Origin of the sequence: uncultured Kordia sp., assembly GCF_947489565.1 — a bacterium.
Classification (GTDB): Bacteria; Bacteroidota; Bacteroidia; order Flavobacteriales; family Flavobacteriaceae; genus Kordia.
This window is the reverse complement of the sequence record NZ_CANLEA010000005.1, coordinates 273467-295884: the sequence shown is the minus strand read 5'-3', so window position 1 is coordinate 295884 and position 22418 is coordinate 273467. Positions and strand designations below refer to the sequence as shown.

Sequence of the window (22418 nt, the reverse complement as noted above, 5' to 3'; positions counted from 1 at the left end):
TCATTAAATTGAAATCTCATTAGTACTATTTTCATCTTCCATAGAAAGCCATACTTCTCGATCTATTTCTTTGGAGAGAAATCCTATTGTAGGTGTTGAAAATAGTTTCTCTAGGTTTATTCTAACAGAAAATTCTTTTTCTATTTCAATCAGTACTCTAAGTGCTTTTAAGCTATCGCCTCCAACTTCAAAAAAGCTTTGATTCATTCCAATTTCATCTCTTCCTAAAATTTGTTTCCAAATGGTTTCCAAGGTGATTTCGGTTGCAGTTTCTGCTTGTTGAAGACTTTCCATTTCTTCTGCTGTTATATCTGGAATCGGAAGCTTTGATCTGTCTATTTTACCATTTGACGTTACAGGAATCGCTTCCATTTTAATGAAATACTGCGGAACCATGTAGTGTGGCAAATACTCTTTTAGGTATGTTGTAATGGTACTGTCTTGTATGTTTTTGTTTGCTGTGTAGTAACAAACCAATATTTTTTCTTTTGAGTCAGAAACAATCGCGTTGACTACACATTTTTGTATTTCTTCATGTTTGTTCAATACGTTTTCAATTTCACCAATTTCAACACGGTATCCGTTGATCTTGATCTGCGTATCTTTTCGCCCTAAGAATTCGATATTTAAATCGTCTGTAAATCGTCCACGATCTCCTGTTCTGTATAATCGATCTCCCCAAATTGGATGTGTGATAAAGGCTGCATTTGTTTTCACGCTATCATTCCAATATCCTAATGATAAACCTTCTCCACCAATGTATATATCTCCTTCAACCCATAATGGACATGGCATTAATTGCGTATCGAGCACATACATTTTTTGGTTTTGCAATGGTTTTCCGTATGGTATGCTTGTCATGTTGATTTCGCTACCATCCGTTTTGTGAAATATGGACCAAATAGAAGCTTCGGTAGCTCCACCTAAGCTATACACTTCTGGTGCTTTAGTTCCATAAGCTTTTAATTGTGATGGAAGTAAAACCGGAATCCAATCGCCACTTAATAAGTAGCATCTTAGCGTTAAGTTTTCTTTGATATTGCTGTTTTCTAATGCAATTGATTTTTCAAATATTTCTGCCAATGCTGGAGTAGAATTCCAAACAGTGACACCTTCTGTAAGCACAAGCTCTTTCCAAATTTGTGGATCAGGATATTTGGAATACGGAGGTAATACGAGTTTTGCACCTTCTCGGAATGTTCCAAAAATATCGTACACAGATAAATCGAAACTTAGCGATGATACACCTAAAACAACATCATCACTGGAAAGATTGATTTTGAGATTGATATCGCGATTGGTGTTTACAGCCCCTTTGTGATTTATGATAACACCTTTTGGATTCCCTGTAGTTCCTGATGTGTATATTACATAGGCTACATCATGCTGATTGCTTTTGATCGGTTTTCGTTCTCCTTCTACGTTTGCAATATTATCTTCCGTAATTTCAAAAACATGCAACGAATCATGAAAAGTATGTGTTTCTATATTTCCGTCTGTAAGCACGCATGTTGCCTGTCCGTCTTCTATAATATGATTGATTCGTTTTACTGGCAACGAACTCGAAATAGGTAAATAAGCGCCTCCTGCTTTTAGTATTCCCAAAACAGCAACAATTTGTTTCCAACTTTTTTCTGAAACAATGGCTACAAGTGTTTCTTTGGGTAATTTTTTCGTTTGAAGCCATATCGCTACTTTATCTGATAGCTCGTCTAATTCTTTGTATGAAAAGCTTTTGTCTCCTTGCTTTAGCGCTTCATTGGAAGGATTTTTTGCTACTTGCGCTAAAAAGCCATCTATTAGATTTTCATCTTCTAGTAATGATTTATTTTCGGTACTATTATAGGCTTCAAGTTGAGTGAGTTGATGTGCTGGTAAGGTGTCTTCAAAACTAGCTGTATTCGTAAGTTCTAAAAGGTATTGTAGTCTACTGATGTAATCTGTAAACATGTCTTCAATCATTCCTGCTGGGAACAATTCTTTTACAACCGTCCAATTGATACAAAGTAAACCTTGTACTAAGATTAATTGGTGATCAAGCCAAACCTGAGACGTTCGTACAAAATCTTCTTTTCTATCTGGATTTGTAAGTACTTTGTATACTTCCGCTTGCTCGTCTTCAGTACCTCCATCTTCTAGTATACTTGTCACAACTACAGGCGTTACTAAAGTTCCTAGAAGTCCTTCTCTTTTTGCCAATTCTTTATTGATTTCAACTCCACTGATAAGATTGTGGTTCATATCATTTAAGAACTGCTGATTTAAGGCAACTGCTTTTTCAATGAATGATTTTGACGAATTTTGATGAACTTCTAATAGTAATAAATCTGTAAAATCTCCCACTACTTTCATCACATCTGGATGAAAAGGTAATCTGTTAAATAACGTAAGATTTAGTAAAAAGTTAGGATTGGAAGTCCATTTTACCAATGTTTCTGAAAACGCAGTTATTAGTAGTATTGTTGGTGATACTTTATGTTTTAATCCGATGTTTTTTAGTTTTTCCCAACTGCCTGGAGGAAAAGGGTGAAAATGATTGCTATATGTAGGACTTTTTATTTCTGACGCTTTTGTTTTTAACGTAAGTTGCGGTCCTAAAGGCAAGTCTTCTATTCTCGATTCCCAGTAGTTTTGCGCTTCTGTAAATGCTGAAGATTGTTTCTTTTTTTCTAATTCTTCTATGTATTGTTTGAAGGTAAAGTTGAGCGGCGCCAAGTCTTCTCCTTTGTAAAAGCGTTGAAAATCTTCTACAATGATGTTTAGTGAGCTGTTATCTGCTACAATAGCATCTACAAGTGCCAATAAGTGAAATTCTTCTTTTAATTGAAGTACTACGATTTTAAAGCATGGCCAAATTTCTAGATGCAATCTTTGTTCAAAGATTTTTTTTCTAGCTTCTTCTAGTTTTTCAAACTGATTGTCTTCTTGAGAAAGATCAATAAATTCGAACGCTTTCGTCATTGAATCTTCAAAAGGAAGCACGCGTTGTTTTCCTTCCGTATCATAAATCGTACGCAATGCTTCATGACGTTTTATGACTTTGGTTAAGGAATCTTGGAAGCGATCCAAATCCAAATCTAATAATTGATTTTCCAATAAGATATGCGAAGACGTTGATAATTCGAGTCCATCTTCCCTACCAACATAGTAAGCCATTTGCAAATTGGTCAAAGGAAATGGATCATACGGCCCGCTTTCTGGAACGTTTGTGAAGTTATCTTTTTCTTCAGCCAATGCTGTATTGATTAATTTTGCTTGATCTGAAAATTTAGAGTTAAGAAATAAGTCTTTGTACGCAAGTGTTTGATTGAAAACTCCGTTTATTTGACCACTTAGGTGCATAATTTTTAGACTTTGTCCTCCAAGCGCAAAAAAGTCATCATCAACCGACACAAAATCTACATCAAGAATGCCTTTCCAAATGTTAGCAAGTTGTATTCCTATTTCATCCTCAGGTGCTTTTGCGTTGCTTCTATCAGTAGTATTTTCCTGTAAAGCAGGAATTGGTAATTTTTTAATATCGACTTTTCCATTATGATTTAATGGCATTTTTTCTAGCGCTATATAGCTTTGCGGAATCATATAGTCTGGCAATTCCACCGCTAGTTTTTCGCTAATAGCATCAATAGCTATGTCAGTATTGCCCACAATATATGCCACAAGAATTTCCGTGTCTTGTTCAGTCTTTACTAATCTTACAAGGACTTCTTTAGCTTTCGTAATTTTGAGCAAACAATGTTCAATTTCTCCTAATTCTATTCTGTATCCTCTAATTTTTACTTGATTGTCATTTCTACCTGCAAATTCAATCAAACCATTATCAAGTAATCGACCAAGGTCTCCCGTTTTATATAGTTTTTTATCGGCTTGATACGGATGTGAAATGAACTTTTCTTGCGTCAAATCTGGTCTATTAAGATATCCTTTCGAAACTCCTAAACCTGCAATACAAATTTCTCCTGTGACTCCTTTTGGAACAAGTTTGTCGTATGAATTAAGAATACAGATTTCGGCGTTCATTATAGGCGAACCAATGATGCTTCCTGCCGTAGTTTCATCAATAGTACCAGCTGGATATTTCTTTTCTAAGCAGAATATAGTTCCTTCTGTTGGTCCGTAGGTGTTTGATATTTCTGCGGAAGCGAACACTTTAGACAGCTTTTTTAGAATAGCATCAGATACTTTATCTCCGCCAATGAATACCTTTTTGATGTTGGAAAATCCTGTGAGATTTTGTTCATTAATATGCGAAACGATGAGTTCATAAAAAGCAGGAACCGTATCAATAACCGTACTTTCTTTAATGATTTCAATGACAGAAGAAATGTTTTGCATTTGTTCTTTTTGCAATACAATAACAGTACCTCCTGATAATAATGGACTTACTATTTGAAAGAGTGAAATATCGAACGCATGAGATGCTATTAATGGTTGCACCACTTTGTCAAAATCTTGGTAATATTCATGAAGAAAATTAGCAAAATGATTGAGGTTTGCATGCGTTACTTGTACACCTTTTGGCTTTCCTGTAGAACCTGAAGTATAGATTACATACGCCAAATCATCGTCATTAATTTCACTTGCTAAAGGATTTTTATCCTGCGCTGTTTCTTGTGCTAAGTAGCCGTTTTTTAGCTCATCATTTAATAACAGTTTGCTATTACAGTCTTCCATTATAAAAGAAATCCTGCTAGATGGTGACTCGGTATCGACTGGTACATATACTGCGCCTAATTTCCATATTGCCAACATCGCGGTGATAAGAAATTCATCTTTTGTGAGCATGACAGCTACCAAATCGCCTTTGCTTATCTTTTTTTCAGTTCTTAAATACTGAGCAAATTGATTGGATTGTTCGTCCAATTCAAGGTACGACAGTTCTTTATCTTTATGTTTTACAGCAATATCTTTGGTATGTTTTTCAACAATTGTAGAAAATAGGTCTCCAAATTTTCTCGATATTGTATGTTTTGTTCCTTTTAGTTGCAATTCGGACTTTTGATCGTCTGAGAATAGATCGATCTCAGCAATACGAACATCTGGTTGATTGACCACAGAATTGAGGAGCGCATCAAAATGTTTGATAAATCCTAAGATTGTTTCTTTTTGATATACATCTGAATTGTAGTTAACTCCTAATGAAAGACTGTTTTCTGAATGAAAAAACATGAATTCAATGTCAAACTTACACGCCATATTGATTTCATCAAAAGCAGCGTTGTATTTCGATCCTGGTTCTATATTTTTATTTTGAGAAACATCTTCATTTTCTAACGATATAAAAATGTCAAAAAGTGGATTTCGAGCTTTGTCTCTTTGTAAATTTAATTCATGTAGTAGCTCATCAAAAGCATACGATTGATGCACTAAACTTTCCAACATCGTTTCTTTAACGCTTAGTAAAAGCTCATTAAAAGACGTATTTGGAGATACTTCATTACGAATTGCCAGCGTATTTATATAACAACCTATTTGATCCTTTAAGTCTTCATGAGTTCTTCCCGCTACAGGCGTTCCCAACACTATATCTTCTTCAGATGTGTACAAATGTATACACGATTTTAAAGCAGTTAGTAAACCAACAAATAGTGTTACTTTTTTTTCATTGAAAAACTGAAATGTCTGGTTTGAAGTTTCTTTAGAAAAATTGTAGTTCAGCAATCTACCGTTAAAAGATTTTATTTTCGGTCTTTTTTTCTGATTCGGTAAATCAATTATTGAAGGCGTTGTTTTGAATTGGTTTAACCAATAGCTTTTGTCTTCTTTATACGCAGTTTTTTCTTTCTGAGTTTCTTGCCATATTACATAGTCTTTGTATTGAATGCCTAATGGTTTGCTTTCAATTTCTTGTTGATGCGTTAATGTTTCATAGAATGTAAAGACATCTTCTTTAAAAACTTCTATGGAACGTCCGTCAGAAATGATATGATGCATGTTGAGACAAAATACGTATTCGTCTGCTGCAATTTTTAGAAAATGCGCATGGAATAAGGGTCCATTTTCAAGATCAAAATAGGAATTTAATTTTCCGTCTAAATACACACTCCAATTCGTGTCTTCATCAACATTAGAGAAGTCTTTGAAATCTAAAGAAGAATTAAATTGAGAAGCATCTAGAATGTATTGCCTTACTTCATTTTCTTCATTTACTTTAAAAACGGTTCTTAGTGTTTCGTGTTTTTTAACGGTTTCATGTAGCGCAAGTTTTAAAGCTTCTACATTATAATTCCCTTTTAAGGAAATATAAGAGACAATATTGTATACAGATGATTTTTTATCTAGTTGATACAATAACCACATGCGTTTTTGCGCAGAACTCAATGGATAGGAAGTTTGTTTTTCTGCTTTTGGAATGCTTTCATCTGAATAGGAAAGCAACGCTATTAAATCACTTTTATGCGTTTTAATTTCAGAAATAATGTCAGGTGTTAGCACACCTCTAGGCGCCTTTAGGTTTAGTTCTCCGTTTTCAACTGTAAGTTGAACACCTAATTCATTAAGTTTGATAAATAATTTCATTTATATGTCTGTATCTTTCTATAGATTTTTCTGCTTTGCTATCAATGCTAAGTTTTTTTACTTGATTGATAGACTTTAGGAATCTGGTTTTACTAACTAGTTCAGCAATAGCTTTGACTCATTTTTAAATGACAAAGTTTTCTGTGTCTTCATCTTCTAAATCGTCTGTCATGGTTTTTCGTTCTGCAATCGCAATTAATGCTGCCATACTTTCAATGGTACTGTTCTTAAAAAGGTTTCGGATGTGAAAGTTGGTCTTATCAAACTTTTTATTGATTTCGTTTATGAGTGTTATTGCCAATAAACTATGTCCTCCTAATTCAAAAAAGTTATTGGTTACTCCTACTTTTTCAACGCCTAATACTTCTTTCCATATTTCGGCAAGCGCTTCTTCTATTTCATTTTTTGGAGCTACATATTCGATGTTGGCTTGTAATGAAATTTTCAGTTTTTCTAATGCTTTGCGATCTATTTTTCCGTTTGGTGTTAAAGGAATTTCATCCAATGCTTCTATATGATTCGGAATCATATAACTTGGCAATGTTTCTGCGAGATTACTTTTTATGATATTCGTATCTACCGCTTCTTTTTCAGTGTAGTATGCAACTAATGTATCATGTTGTTGATACTTTTTGACAAGCACTACAACTTGTGAAATATGTTCTGAGGATGCGCGAATTGCCGTTTCTATTTCTTCTAATTCAATACGATATCCTCTAATTTTCACTTGATTATCTTCCCTTCCTAAGAACATGATGTTTCCGTTTTCTTGCCAAGAAGCAATGTCTCCGGTATCATACATAAGTGTTCCCTTTTTGAATGGGTTTTCTATGAATTTTTCTTGCGTTATAGCATCTTTCCCTAAATACCCTTTTGCCACACCATCACCCGTAATGTACAAGCGACCTACTACACCTGTTGGTACTAATTGTAAGTTTTTGTCCAGAATATAGGCAGTTGTGTTTGCAATAGGTTTTCCTATTGGAATGGAATTTTTGTATGATTTTGCAGCATCAAGTTTGTATACAGTACTGTAAGTTGTATCTTCTGATGGTCCGTACAGGTTTCGTATTTCTGCATTTGTTTTGAGTAACTTTTCTGCTATATCAACAGGAAATGCTTCTCCTGCCAAATTAACCATTCGTACATTATCAAAACTCATATTACTTTCTAGCAATGAACGCATGCTTGATGGCACTGTATTGATTAGAATGTTTTTATCTTTTGCTACCGTATCTAGTATTGCCAATGCATTTGGTAATAAACGAATTGTTTTTCCTACTGAAAGAGGGAAGAATAATTCGTAGATAGATAAATCAAAACAATGCGACGTTACCGCATATGCAGTGTCAAAATTGGTTGTTTTAAATTCTTCTTTGGCCCAAGCTAGCATTGCCATCGCGTTTTTATGCGTAATCATGACTCCTTTTGGCTTGCCTGTTGTTCCTGAAGTGTAAATAATGTATGCTACAGCTGCAGCGTCAATGTTTACTTGTAGATTTTCGGTTGAAAACTTAGCTTGTTCTGGTAAAAAATCCTCGTATACTTTTTGATCAATTACACACGTACAATTGCTATCGTTTTGTATGTATTGTATTCTTTCTTCTGGATATGCAGTATCAATAGGAACATACGTTGCTCCTAGTTTCATTACTGCTAGTATCGCTATTGGTAATTGCTGATTTCGTTCAAGTTTTACACCTACAAAATCGCCCTTTTTTATTTTGAATGTTTCTGCCAAGTACTGAGCAAACTGATTGATTTCGGCATTCATTTCCGCATATGTAAGCGAACTATCGTCCACAATTAATGCGGTATGAGAAGAGTATTTTTCCACCGAAGTTTCAAACATATCTGTAATTGTTTGTGTCGCGTTATACGCTAATTTTACAGTATTGTTTGTTAGCAAGTTTTGTTGCTCATTTTCAGAAAGTATTTGCAACGTATCCACCGAAGTTTTTGGATTTTTAATTCCGTCGGCTAATAAGTTTTCAAAATGTTGAATTAATTGTTTTACAAATGTTTCTTCGTAAAGATCTGTATTGTATTCCAAAGCCAATTCTATATGTCCGTTGTATTCAGAGAATGAAAACGTCATGTCAAACAAACTTACTTTTGGAGTTACCGCATTGTATGGATTTATAGTAATTCCTTCAAACGACTTCGATTCTTGTAAAGTCATGTTTTGTTGGTTTTGCAACACAACCATCACATCAAATAAAGCGGTACGAGAAGCATCTCTTTCTAGTTTTAGTTTTTCAACTAATTGATCAAACGGATACATTTCATTGGTATAAGCATCAATGAGTTTTTGCTTTTGCAATTTGATGAGTTCACGAAGACTCATTTCATTGTTGAGTTGTGTTCGAATTGCAAGTGTATTTAGATATAATCCGATTTGATTTTTTACAGCAGAATGTCCACGTCCTGAAGTTGGGACACCTAAAATAATATCAGAGTTTCCTGCATAACGATATAAAATACCGTTTATACCAGCCATAAGCATCATAAAGAGTGTTGCTTCTTCTTTCTCTGCCATTTTTTTGACAGCATCACTCCAAGCAATCGAAAACCTGTTGTGTGTAACATCTCCTTCATATCCATTTATGGACGGTCTTGGTTGATATGTTGGCAATGTCATTTTTGGAAGTTCGCCCGAAAATTCAGAAAGCCAATACGCTTCTTGCTTATTGAGCTTTTCTTGCATTACATCACTTTCCATCCAGAATGCATAATCTTTGTATTGAATTGTTAATTCTGGTAATGTTATTTCTTGATTTTGGTGAATGTCATTGTAAGATTTTATAAGTTCTCCAGAGAAAATTTCCATAGACCATCCATCACCAATAATATGATGAATAGCAAATACCAATATATGTTTTGTAGGTGTTACAGGAATTACTTGTGCTTTAAGTAATGGCGCTTGCGTTAAATCGAATTCAGTTTCGTAGAATTCTGCTATTACACTTGTTACATCTGTAGTTTGCGGAAGAACATCTACGGAGAAATTGATCTCTGCAACTGGTAGAATTTTTTGCCAAATATCGCCGTCTTTCTGTATAAATTTAGTTCGAAGACTTTCATGTCGTTCTATTAGAAACTTAGAAGCTTTTTGCAATGCTTCCATATCTAATTGTCCTTCCATTTCAAAAGCTCCAAAAATATTATATGCTTTGCTTCCTCCTTCAAATTGGCTTAAAATCCATATTCGTTTTTGAGCAGCTGTTAATGGATAATATTCTTGAATAGGAGCTTTAGGTATTTCTATTTCAGGATTTCCCAATATAGCTATTAAGTCTTCCTTTTGCTGTTTTATTTCTTGAATGAGCTCAGGAGTCAACGTATTCTTTGGTGCTTTTACTTGCAACTCTCCATTTTTAGCTTCTATTCGAATACCTAGTTGATATAGTTTGTTTACTAATTGGTCCATTATCTTTTTTTATTAGAAAAACAAATTCTTTAAAATTATTTGAATTCGTATTAATCAATCTTATTATTAAGGCTTAGAGTTTTATCTAATGCATATATTTTTACAGGAACTACGGCGTCATTAACAGACAAAGTCCTGCGGAATTCCAGAGAGGAATTAATATTTACAAAAGCATAAGAAGAAGATAGTTTTGAAAGAATTACTTTATTTCTTTCACTACATTGTTGAATTGTTTTTAATAGAGGAAACAGGGAATTTAATGAAACTTTTGTTAAAGATTCATACATTTTCCTCACCCAGGGAGATTTCACATTCAACACATACCAATTAATGGCAAAACTCATAGCAATACAATCATTAAATTTCAAATGAGAGCAAAAAATCTACTCACATGAACTTAGTAATCTATCAATAGTTTTAGGGGGGAGAAATTAGAAAAATAGATATTTTAATTTTTCAAAAACTTGAATAGTTTATTTATTTTACTGTCCAAATATGGTAATTTTTTTCAACATAAAAAACTTTATATTGAAAAAAATGTAAAAATTGGACTATCACATACATGTCATAATTTTTAATGGTTTATATTCAAAATTCACTTACAATTTTTATTTCAAATAACACGTATGAACGAACCAAAAACGGGGATTATTTTTATATTGATATTTTCCATGTTCATTTTTTTATTACACGCTATTTAACACATATACGTTTCTGCTACTTCCTAAACCGTAGTATTCTTTTTTGAAATTCTACGGAGAATTTAGGAAGGTCTTTTTTCATCAATATAGCAGATACATTTTGCATTATTTGGCAATCATAAATTGTGATCATATAATTACTTCATCGATCAAATGGTGTTCGTACACAATCGCTTCAACTGCTCCTGTGGCAGAATTGATAACTCCGATATCATTGGCTACTTCGGATGTTCGCACCCAAACGCCACCATATTTTTTTCCAAATCCGAACGCGCCCCATATTAATTTGTGCGGTGTCCATTGGTTTTCTTTGTTTGGTGCTAGTAACTTTATAGAATCGCTGAATTCTTGCGCAATAAAGTTTTTATTAGATAAAGCCAGTTGTATGGCTTCATTCCATTCTTCATCAGACGAAAACCTTCCTATAAAAACATCTTTCCCTTGATATCCTTGCGCTGCTTTGATCACCATGTCTTCTTTATGATTTTTCAGGATTTCTGTCATATTCAAATTCTGACCTCTGTACATTTCAACGTTATCTTTAATTTCCTTCGTCCACGGAATACTTTTTATAACGAGTTCATTTTCTGCTGCGGTGAATTTATTGTTTTCGGCTAATTCTCTTAAGATTCCTAAATTTCTTTTGTCGCCATACATTCCTGTTGCTAAGTGATCTGGCATATATACCGTATCCATCATAAAAGCTCTATAAATATTCAGAGGAATTCCCACATCATTGACTACAATTTCCAATGCTGCATGCATCTCTTTCCCTTCAAAGATCAGTTTACTATTTTGCAATTCTACATCTATAAATTCTCCGATAAACGTATTTCCTTTGTAGTTGGTATCTTTTAATGACGCTGCCAATAAATCATTAAAGAAGCTCGTAATATTTTCCCTTTGGAAACCTTCTTCATATTCTCCAATGGCTAAAAATACATTGATCTCTGTTTGAAGATGTGAAACATGTTTGATCACGTTTTTCACCAAGAAGTCGATGTAATTAGCTTGTGTATTTTCTGTAGTGAAATCTTCATCCAAATTTGAATGTGCTTTACGAATGAGAGGTTCAAAGCTTTGCACTTGCCATCCTCCAATAGAAGAACCAACATTGGCTTCTAATATTTTAAATCCATCAACATCCAATGATAAATCTAAACGACAGCTTAGTTCCATTTCTTTTTCATGGCACAGCATACCAAATTGCGTCATCATCTCATCTCCTTGAAAGTAGAAATCGCCAATTCGTTTCATATCATTTTCAAAATACAATGCTGGAATTTTGGTAAGAAGTTTTGGGATTTTGGTACTGAGTTGTTCTAAACTTTTGGTTTGTTCCCAATTGATAACTACTGGCCATGACGACACAGGATATGCATATCCTCTTAGAAATTTTGGTAATTTTTCAGATGTGGCGTCTAAAAAAGCGGGCAATTTCTTCGATGCATCAATCATTAAATCTTCGTATGCTTCCCCAAGTATTGTTTGCATCTCCGATTCTTGCTTTGTGTACATTTCACTAGTATCAATAGCTTCTTCATACACAATAGCTTCTACAGCACCTGTTGCAGAATTGATGACTCTTGAACTATTTTCTTTTGCCGACATTCGCACCCAAGCGCCTCCATATGTATTTCCAAATCCAAAAGCGCCCCAAACTAATGAGTGTGGAGCCCATTCATTCTGTTTGTTAGGCACATAAATATCATCTGATCCTATAAATTCTTGAACTATGTATTTTTCTTCTTGAATTGCTTTTTTTATAGCTTCACTCCAAGCTTCATCTGATAACGTTTTTCCTATGAATACATCGGTTCCTTGTAATCCATCAGCAATTTTTATAACAAAATTATCTTTTTGCTCTTTGAGTAAAGTTTGCAAATCATGTGTAGCTCCATTGTACGTAACTGCGGTTTCTTGCATTAATACCGACCAAGGAATAAATTTTTGTATTTGTTCATTTTCTTCTGGACTAAACTTTCCTTCATCGGCAAGTGTACGAAGGATTACTAAGTTACGTTTATCGCCCAAGATTTCTACTCCTTGATGATCTGGGAAATAGATTTTATTCATCATAAAAGCTCTAAAAATATCTGACGAAATGTCCTTTATAGCATAATTCCTTACTAATACTACATGTACACGCTCGTTTTTGTATGTGAGATTGTTGTTTTGCAAGCTCACTTCAGACATGCCATTGATGACTACTTTTCCTTTTTTATGATATTTTGCAATTTCTTCATTGAGGATTTCATTATAAAATTTTTCTGCTTCTGAATATGCAAGCCGATCTTCCTCTGTTGAAATCATTTCTAGCATGAAGATGGTAATTTCATCTTCTCCATCTGAAAGTAATTCAATTGCTTTTTGAATAATGAAATCAATATAAATTTGTTGTGTATTTCGAACTTTTAAACCTAATTTTTCATCACTTAATTCAGGGTGCATCACATCAAAAACTGGCTTGAAATTTTGAATTTCCATACCAGAAAGGGACGAACCAGAATTTACTTCTAAAACTTTAAATCCAGATGCAGCTTTTATCAAATCTAATCGACAGCTTACATCTATCTTTTTCTGATTGCAAAAATTTGCAAATTGTGCTTTGGTTTGATCTCCTTCATAGTAGAAATTAGCTATTTTTTCAAGATCATTTTTAAAGTACAACTCTGATATTTGTTGTGATAGTTTTGGTATTAATATACTACACGCAGTCAATTCTTCTACTTCTTCTTTGGACAAGATTACTGGCCAAGAAGATATCGGATATTTAAAATCTCTCAATGCTTCCGGGACTTCCTGAACATTTTTATTTATGAAAGCTGGAAGTGATTTTTTTGAAGGATTTGCGATGTATTCATAATGGTTGGCTAAAACAGTCTTTTTCATGGTTGTTTTTATTGTGTACATTAAATAATTCCCCAATACAAAAAGTAGACAGCAATCAATATATTTGAAAATACAATTGAGAATAAAATACTTCTTTCATTGAGTTGTTTGATCTTTATAACGTAAAATAGTAGTGTGAGTGACAATAATCCTAGAAATATCCACATGAAAATGTATAAATAGTCATAGGAACTCGGCAAACCAAACGCCAAAATGTAAAAGTTTTGATCTACCGTTGTCAAGAGTGCATTTACAAATCCTATCAAACTTATAATTCCAAATACAGACGTTAATAAACATAGGATTCTAACAATTTTGTCTGATAGTTTTTTATATTTTCTTCGAATCAATTTGATTCCATGTGCAATGATAAATGCCAATGCAACTCCAAGTGCAATTAATAATGGCGTGAGAAATAATGGATCTTGTTCATCTAAACTGTTTCCCATAGAAGAAACGCCGCCATTGACCGTGATGGAGTTGACAATTTGTAATGCTGGTGCTTTTTTGAACACTTCTTTTTCTGGCACTTCATTTTTATCAATAAATGCTGTGACTACTTCCGTTCCTATTCTTGTGAAACTTGGTACATGTCCGTAAGTATATGCCGTAACCGCCGTTCCGTTGTTAAATAAATTGGCCGTCTTTTCTGCATTACCTTCTGGTGTAATTGGATCAAATTCTCCTCCAAATACCAATACTGGCATATTGCTTTCTTTCAACTTGTCTAAGTTTTGGTATATGATGGAATCTTTTTGAATATTCCACTGATCACATACCACAAAATCTGATTTGTAGAATGAAATCGGTCCTTTGAGTCCTTTGTAAGAGTTAGATTTCTGCTCAAGCGTTTCTATATCGTTTACCGGTAAAGTTTCGTTACAACTCACACAATAATACACTCCGTAATCCATATTTAACAGCGCTGAAAAAGCAGGCACTAAATTCCCTAAAGCGATTTTATTTCGTGCTTTAAACTCATAAATAAGCAACGGTATTACCGCAACCAATTGCTTGTTATACAAAGCTTGTTGCAAGGCTACTTTAAAGTCTTCTGCATTAAAAGTGAACGATTCTGATTCAATCAAAAATTTATCTACATCCACTGTGATTGGATTTTTCTCTAAATCTGCAATGACTTCATAGTAGATATTTTCAATATTTGGATAATTTTTGTTACAGTTTTCATCGGCTTCACAGGCTTTGAATACCTTTTGCAAACTTGTCATATAGTTTGTCGTATTTGCCGTGTAATATTCAGTAATGTTTGAGATCGAAGAATCTAGAATAAGCTTACTAATATCGTTAGGAAACATATTTGCATATACTTGCGCCATATAAGTTCCGTAGGAAACTCCGTAAATATTCCATTGCTTGTATCCCAAACTGTTTTTTAGTGCGTGTAAATCTTTGGCAACCGAAGTACTTTGATAGGCTTCCACATTGATTCCTTTTTTTATCAAATCAGATTTACAAGCCAATGCTGCATTTGCTTTTTGTTCTTCATCTTTAGATGGTGATTGATTTTTTGCTAAAATGGCTAAGAATTCTTTTCCTAAATCTGGACACAAACGCGGCTGTGAATAGCCTGTTCCTCTAGTATCAAACAATACGATATCATGATTTTTTCGCAAAGAATGATTCAACCAAGACCAAACATCGTCTACACTTCCTTGTCCTGGACCACCTTGAATAAAGACCAATGCTTCTGCATTTGCTTTTCCTGAAGTGTTTTTTAAGACTGAGACTGCAATTTTTATAGAATCGCTCATCGGTTGATTCCAATCTTCTGGTACCGATAAATAACCCCATGTAATGGCATCATCTTCTATATAATCTGCATATCGATGATAGGAAGAATCTACTTTTTTAAATGTACCTTCTTGCCCGTGTAAGGCTGTACAAGTAATCAGTAGCAAAAGTGCATTAAAAATATTTTTCATGTATGTATTCATAATTCGTATTTCTAAAAATTAAAATCTATGTCTATTTCAGAAGATGTTTCTTGATGTAAGTGAATGTTTAAATTTTCGATTTATGATACCCAAATATCTTTTAAATTGCTTTTATTTGAATGGATATCGACGTCCTTTATTATTTTTCCATAATCAAACTTTATCACTCGATCTGCATTGTTAAAATACGCATCATCATGTGTTACTGCGATGATTGTTTTTCCTTCTGCTTTTAGTTTTGGAACTAATACTTCATAGAAATATTTACGGAAATGCGGATCTTGATCTGCTGCCCATTCATCTAATACCAATACTGGCTTTTCTTCTAATAAGGCTAGTATCAATGATACACGCTTGCTTTGTCCTTTGGAGAATTGTCTTCGAATCGATTTTTCTTTATCATCTGTTATGATATGATCCAACTCCATCGTTTCCACAAGTTGTCTATATTTCTTATTGTTTTCAAGCTCAAAATCATCATAGTTTTTTGAGAAAATGTGATTGTTTGTAAATACAGCCGCCGTCATATCTTGCAAGCTTCTATTCGATTTTTCACTGATGGAATCATTTACTAAAATCTCACCATCAGATATGGAATACAGTCCTGTCAACGCATTGATGAAAGTACTTTTCCCAGAACCGTTTCCTCCTACTACAAAAATGACTTCTCCTTGTTTTATGGATAAATTCAATGGTCCAAGCGCAAAAGGTTTTGTTTTTTCCTCCAATTTTTCGTCTGTTGGATATGAGAATACAACGTCATTAAATTCAAGTGAACTGAATGTATCTGAGGTCACTGCCTTTTCTTGTTTTCCATCATCTACAATTTCAAAATCGCCTATAAATTTTTTAACTCTAGTATTGGCAACCATGAATCGGGTGTACATTTGTTGTAAATTAATCAGGTTGTTGATAGGTCCAGAAATGAAAAGGATGATGACAACATAGGCTATAACATCTTCGGTGGTAAGCAGTCCGTATTGTGGCAATACAAATAGAATGACAGCAACCACAAAATACAATCCATATTGACTTATTAAGTTGATTGATAGAAAGACATAGTTAATTCTAAAATCTAAGTCCATTGCCTTGTCTCGGTTCGGAATTAAGAAGTTATTCATTAAGCTATTACGACGAAAAAAACTTAGTTTTAATTCTTTAAATCCTCGCATTACATCATCTACATATTGATAGTAATCTTCATTATATTCTCGAAGAATTGCTACTTGTTTGGTCATTGTATTCATCACCACAAAATAACAAGCAGCTACCAGCGCAATAAGAATGATGACAATTAATGCCGATGAAAAAGAGAGTGTAAACATGTATATTAAACAAAGTACAAGCATAAGTACTGAGTTTACGGTATGTGTAACTGTGTATGGCAACATCGAGAAGGTTCTTAAATCTTCTACTGCTGTATAAAAGCGTTGCGGACCGAGTTTTTCTAATTTGATCAACGATGCTTTTAAAATTTGACTAAAAACCCTTTTTTCATTTTCATAAAGAAACTTAAAAGCATACAGGTTGAGTCGTTTCTGGAAAATGATATTGAGTAAATATGTATACACTATGATTGCCACAAATACAATTCCCATATATTTTCTGGTGAATACAGGATTTGCCGCCATCACATTATTGATAATGTATATGATGGCAAAACTTAAAATTGTATTGGGTAAGGCATACAAAATAAGATAGATAATGTCTTTTGCTTTTAGTTTTAACATTGTTTGTTGTTTTAGTTGATTGCTTAGTCAAATGACTTTTCTAATATGCGTACTAATGCTTCTGAATGATCGTTGATAAAAAAGTGATTTCCTTCCCATAATTCACAATTGCAATAGCTCGCGGTAAATCGTTTCCAATTATCCAAACGATCACTGCACTTTTCTTCGGTTCCCATGATGGCATAAATAGGAGCTTGTATCGCAAAGTTTTCTGTAGGTAATCCTTCTTCTATCACTTTAAAATCGGCACGCATTTGCGGACTGAAAAAGCTAAAAAGTTCTTCATTTTCCAATACTTCTTCAGGAACGCCGCCTAGCTCTCGTAATTCTTGTTTAAAATCTTCTTCATTCATTAAATATCGTTTCCCTCTTTTTTCTTCTTCTTCATCTTTTACGCCAATGCCAACACTTCCTGTGAGTACTAATGCTTCTGGCATATCTATGATTTTCTCTAGTTTTTTGGCAACAAATAATCCTAATGTTGCGCCCATACTATGTCCATAAATAATGAATGGTTTTCCATTTCGTTTGGCTCTTATTTGCTGTACATAATCGTCAATTGCTTCTTGACTGTTGGTGAGTAATTGTTCTTTGAAACGTTTTCCTCTTCCTGGCAATTCTAAGGTATGAACTTCAAAAGTTTGGGATATCTTTTCTTTTAAAAACACAAATGAATACGAGTTCCCTCCTGCAAAATGCAACATAAATATTTGTGGTTTTTGGTATATCATTTTTTTATTTTTTCTCTTTTTATATAAAATTATATTTAGTTTTTGTGACGTAATTGTCTCGATTTTAAGAAGTCAACGCGGACTTTAGCTTCAAGTTTAAATAGACTTGCATTGATTAGCAAATCAGTTCCTAACTGAAAAGGCGTTTGATATTTTGCATCTTTTTTTTTGTTTGGTGTCAGTGGAAAGTCATTAATTTCAACAAAAACAGCAGGAATCATATAGGCTGGTAACACTTCTTTTAGCATACTTTTGATCTTGGCGATTTCTATAGTCGTGTTTGCTATATCATAAGCAACTGGTATTGACTGATTGGAATTGTTTTTTTATTAATACAATAAAAGCAAGGCTTTTTTATCTTATATGTATATTCTCTAAAAATCAATTATTTCTTAAGGGGAGAAATGGTTTGAAATAATGTATTTTTTTATACTACAATTATACTGTTTTTTATTTTTCTACACTATTTTACAAAGCAAAAAAATTCTAAGTACTTGACAAAAATTTAAATATACTGGTATCATTTTGGTTTTCAGTTTTTAAAAATTCATCTGCTATAAGAGCGCGCGCTTATATAGCATATTTTTTGGCTGATTTAAATCGGTAATTAGTGCTAGATATTTTTAGAATTCTGTTATAATACGCTCTTGAAGATATGTTTAAGCGTTTCATGGCAGTTTTATGAAGATTTGAGGCTTCTTAGTCTAATTTGCAATACTTTCGAATTTATTTGGTGCTGATCTGCGTATTGTAATGTAAGGTTCTCGATTGTGTAAAGCGTTTTGTTTGATCCTTTTTTAAAGCAAAAAACCAGCAAAGTTAGCTTCGCAGGTTTGATTTAATTTTATTTATAAACTGTCAACCTATTTTAGGACAATTTAAATAAATAATTTAAAATTCTACACTTGTTTTAATTAACTCCTTTTGATATTGTAAATCTTCTTTGGATAATTTCTGAAGCTTTCTTTCAAAGTTTTCTACACAACTTAATTCAAAAAAGTTTTTAATAACACCATGTTCAGTATGCAAATCTCTGGAAGAAGAATCTATCTCAAAATAAGGAATATCTCCTCTTAACATTTGTGTTACTTCATGCTCTAAAATTAATTGCAAGGTTGAATCTTTAGGTACATTTTTATATGCCACAGATAAATAATTTCTTATTTTTTGTTCATAATTTTTTTTGCATTTTAGATTTTTAGGTAATTTCATAAAATCCAAAATTTTACCGTAAACATTAGTCGCTCTCCATATATAACGCACAGGTACTTTTCTAAAATTATTAATCGGTGATTTCTCGGATAAAAGAAATAGTTTCTCTTTCAAAAAAAGATTATATGCATCTGTAAAGCCTTTTAAAAATTCATTTTGATAATCATCTAAAAAGATTTTACGTCCTTTAATTGTAGGCACATTGTTTTTAACATAGTCTTGTTTAATCAATTTTATCGACATTTTCCAGTCTTTAGTAAAACGATTAATACCTACTTTTTTATGTCCATAAGTATACGTTTGCTTTGCATAACCCAAACCACACATTCCTAAAGGGAAAGAATACTTAGCGTTTTCGTTTGGTAATAAAAATGAATCAAATACAGTGTCCTCTATTCGGGCATTAGATTGCCTAAAGTAGTTTTTATACTTTTCTCTTATTTTTGGCATTAATAATGTCTCATGATCTATTAGTACAGGAGAATCACCTCTTGCAATGATATTTTCTGAATGATAATCCGTACTGTTGAGAAGGTATAAAATACATAATAAGTAACCGCTCCTTGTGTAATATACCTTTATTTCCTCTTCAGTTTCGCAATCTTTCTGACTTACAAATTCTTGCCAATGGTGGGATTGTTTATTATGAATTTTGTAACTATAATCTCCTAATGAAAGACAATTATTTACCCAATCTAATAAACCAAAGTATGGCTTTGAAATTTTTCCATTTGTAGGTTTATAGATTAATTTTTGGTTGTTTTCTAACTGAAGAATAGTTGTGCATGATCCATTATGAAAATCTCCTTCTCCTATCTTAATATCTTGTATGCTACCACTAGTAACATTAATTATTTTTTGTTTATATAATTCTTCTCTATCAGACGATATTGCTTGAATTATACTAGAAAAAACATTTCTTATTTTTTCTTCTTCTAATGGATAAATAGTTTTAAAAACAGGATAAGAATTTGCAATATCATTTTTAAGAATCTCTAAAATATTTTTTTGTTCTATTGGAACTGATATTTTATTTTCTGATAAAAAGGCGAGAAGATTTTTTTCATAAGAATTTAATAAAAAATCATTTTTTTTATCATCTAATTCTATTTTTTGCGAAACAAGTCCCATAACACGTTGTATAAATTACAATATTGGATGTTTTAGTATAGAACTAGTACTACTAATTCTTAGAAATAAAGTTGGAGTAATTCAATTTTATATGATAGAAAAGAAAAAGGTAAAACTAATATTTATAATTCTTAGAATCACTTTTCACTATTGGTAATTATAAAGAATCACTTGAATGTTTCTCAAATGATTTGCAAAGTTATTTTGGCAGATAAAACTTGTTCTTATTAAACAACATCAAAGTATTTTAATAATAACATTACAATTACACCGAATATGAGACCTAAAATAAAGTTCATAATTTTATTATTATTTTGTGAGCTTTTCATAAATTAAATAGTCTTAAAACTTTCGTTTTATTGTTATTTGATAAAATAATACAAACCCTTTTCTCATTTTTTTTTAACCATTTCAAATTGATTTGTATTTAACGTTGATAATATACATAATTAAAATTGTAATTAAACATTATCAATGTTAGATGAGAAAAGGGTTTTCTATATTCATGTTCATTTTGTAAAAACACATAAAATAATTTTATCTATAATCCTCGATCGAAATCTACATCTCCACTTCCTCCAAGACCATCAATGAATCCTTCTATAAAGCCATCACCTACAGCTACTAAAATAGCTCCAGCAATTGCTCCACAAATAAATCCAACACTCAATTCACCACCAGCAACTTTCTCAAGTTGTTCTTCGGTAAGCTCTACACTATCATCATGATCAAATGGTCTTGGGATATTTAAATAAATAATAGAATCATCGGATTGGTCCTCTACAACACAGTGTAAATCTGGTTTTACAGTTAATCCATATTTTTCTTTAAATACTTTTACTGGATTACTAATTAAGTCCGATTTGAATTCTTTATCGTTTTGAGCTTTTTGTGTAATATCTGCTAAAAAACTCTCTGCATTTTTTAATTCTGTACTATTCATAATTTTTGTTTTTTATAATTAATCAAATAGATTTCCAATAGCTTCTCCAGTATCATGAATTAACATTCCTAAACCAGCTCCAATTGTATATCCTACGCCATCGAAGAAATCAACTACAGAACAAGAAAGATCTCCACCAGAAACCATTTCTAATTCCTCCTCAGTTAGCTCTAACTCCAAATTATCAAAATTTGGTTTTGCAGGAATATTCAAATAAATAGTATTTGCATCTGTTTGATCTTCTACAACAACCGTTGCATTGAGTTCAGTATCAGTTTTTCCTATCATCTCAGCAATGACTGCTTTTGGATTATTGATAAGTTGCTCTTTAAAGGCAGCACTCTCCCATGCTTTAGATACCAATTGTTGGTGTAACTCTAGTCCTTTATCTACGTCTTGTTTTGTAACTTTCATAATGCTAAATTTTAAAATTCTCCTACAGTTGGACCAGTTGTTGGTGCAAATATTGTTTTTATATCTTTGATAATATCAATAACAGGGTTAGGTCCATCCCAACAACCACCAGCTACTGCTTCTAATTGCTCTTCGTTTAATTCTACATCTTCCACATCTACTTTTCCTGGAATATTAATATAAAGGGTCTCCGAAGAAGTTTGATCTCTTACTACTAAAGTTTTACCCTCAGGAATATTTAACTTTTGTCCTGTTAACTTTTCAATAGCTGCTACAGGATTAGCTACTAATTCCGCCTTAAATTCTGCATTTTCCCAAGCTTCGTTTATCACTTGTTGAAATAATTGTTCTTCTTGTGTGAATTCCATAATTTTATAATTTTAAGTTTAATTAATAATGTTTGAATATTTATTTTAAGTTTTTATTTATCGTAAGGGAAGCATCCTCCTGGGAAAGTTGGGGGCAATTTTATGATTTCATAATATTTCCCTTCACCTCCTGCAACTGCTTCTAGTTGTTCTTCATTTAATTCTACATCATCCATATTTGGTTCTATTGGAATGTTGATGTATACTTTTGAAGCATCTGTTTGATCATTAACAACTATTTTCGTGTCTGATGGAATATTTAATTTTATTCCCGTTAACTTTTCAATTGCTGCCAAAGGATTAGCCATTAGTTCTTTTTTATACTGAGCATCTTCCCATGCTCTTTGTACAATTTTTTGATACAATTCTTGCTCTTGTGTTAATTTCATGGT

Annotated in this window: 13 protein-coding genes; all 13 read right to left on the bottom strand. The window is 32.7% G+C overall.

The features are described from left to right. Window positions 1-3: 3 nt before the first annotated feature. The 13 genes from Q0845_RS08925 to Q0845_RS08870 all read right to left on the bottom strand — a co-directional run bounded on the left by Q0845_RS08925 (window position 4) and on the right by Q0845_RS08870 (window position 22415). The gene (locus Q0845_RS08925; RefSeq protein ID WP_298511892.1) at window positions 4-6519 is read right to left on the bottom strand and encodes a non-ribosomal peptide synthetase; all 6516 of its coding nucleotides are present in this window, start codon (window positions 6517-6519) and stop codon (window positions 4-6) included. Between the two features lie 124 nt (window positions 6520-6643). Next, on the bottom strand, window positions 6644-9949 hold the full coding sequence (locus Q0845_RS08920) for an amino acid adenylation domain-containing protein (protein ID WP_298511890.1): 3306 nt from the start codon (window positions 9947-9949) through the stop codon (window positions 6644-6646). Between the two features lie 50 nt (window positions 9950-9999). Further along, complete coding sequence (locus Q0845_RS27890; protein ID WP_367180652.1) at window positions 10000-10293, bottom strand: transcription termination/antitermination NusG family protein; 294 nt, start codon at window positions 10291-10293, stop codon at window positions 10000-10002. Window positions 10294-10779: 486 nt separating this feature from the next. Then, complete coding sequence (locus tag Q0845_RS08915) at window positions 10780-13542, bottom strand: hypothetical protein (RefSeq protein ID WP_298511888.1); 2763 nt, start codon at window positions 13540-13542, stop codon at window positions 10780-10782. A gap of 20 nt (window positions 13543-13562) precedes the next feature. Continuing rightward, window positions 13563-15497, bottom strand: coding sequence for an alpha/beta fold hydrolase (locus Q0845_RS08910; RefSeq protein ID WP_298511886.1), 1935 nt, complete (start codon window positions 15495-15497; stop codon window positions 13563-13565). Between the two features lie 80 nt (window positions 15498-15577). Continuing rightward, window positions 15578-17227, bottom strand: coding sequence for an ATP-binding cassette domain-containing protein (locus tag Q0845_RS08905; RefSeq protein ID WP_298511884.1), 1650 nt, complete (start codon window positions 17225-17227; stop codon window positions 15578-15580). A 23-nt stretch (window positions 17228-17250) separates the two neighbouring features. Then, window positions 17251-17958, bottom strand: a complete 708-nt coding sequence (locus Q0845_RS08900; RefSeq protein WP_298511882.1) for an alpha/beta fold hydrolase — start codon at window positions 17956-17958, stop codon at window positions 17251-17253. Between the two features lie 35 nt (window positions 17959-17993). Beyond that, entirely contained in the window at window positions 17994-18206 is a 213-nt protein-coding gene (locus Q0845_RS08895; protein WP_298511880.1) for a hypothetical protein, read from the bottom strand. Window positions 18207-18849: 643 nt separating this feature from the next. Continuing rightward, window positions 18850-20301 carry a type 2 lanthipeptide synthetase LanM gene (gene lanM / locus Q0845_RS08890; RefSeq protein ID WP_298511878.1) on the bottom strand — a complete coding sequence of 484 codons (1452 nt, stop codon included), beginning with the start codon at window positions 20299-20301 and terminating at the stop codon, window positions 18850-18852. 541 nt (window positions 20302-20842) lie between these two features. After that, complete coding sequence (locus Q0845_RS08885; protein ID WP_298511876.1) at window positions 20843-21244, bottom strand: hypothetical protein; 402 nt, start codon at window positions 21242-21244, stop codon at window positions 20843-20845. A gap of 18 nt (window positions 21245-21262) precedes the next feature. Then, a complete protein-coding gene (locus tag Q0845_RS08880; RefSeq protein WP_298511874.1) occupies window positions 21263-21658 on the bottom strand; it encodes an NHLP leader peptide family RiPP precursor in 396 nt (131 codons plus the stop codon). An 11-nt stretch (window positions 21659-21669) separates the two neighbouring features. After that, window positions 21670-22026 carry an NHLP leader peptide family RiPP precursor gene (locus tag Q0845_RS08875; RefSeq protein WP_298511872.1) on the bottom strand — a complete coding sequence of 119 codons (357 nt, stop codon included), beginning with the start codon at window positions 22024-22026 and terminating at the stop codon, window positions 21670-21672. 53 nt (window positions 22027-22079) lie between these two features. Then, entirely contained in the window at window positions 22080-22415 is a 336-nt protein-coding gene (locus Q0845_RS08870) for an NHLP leader peptide family RiPP precursor (RefSeq protein ID WP_298511871.1), read from the bottom strand. Window positions 22416-22418 lie beyond the last annotated feature (3 nt).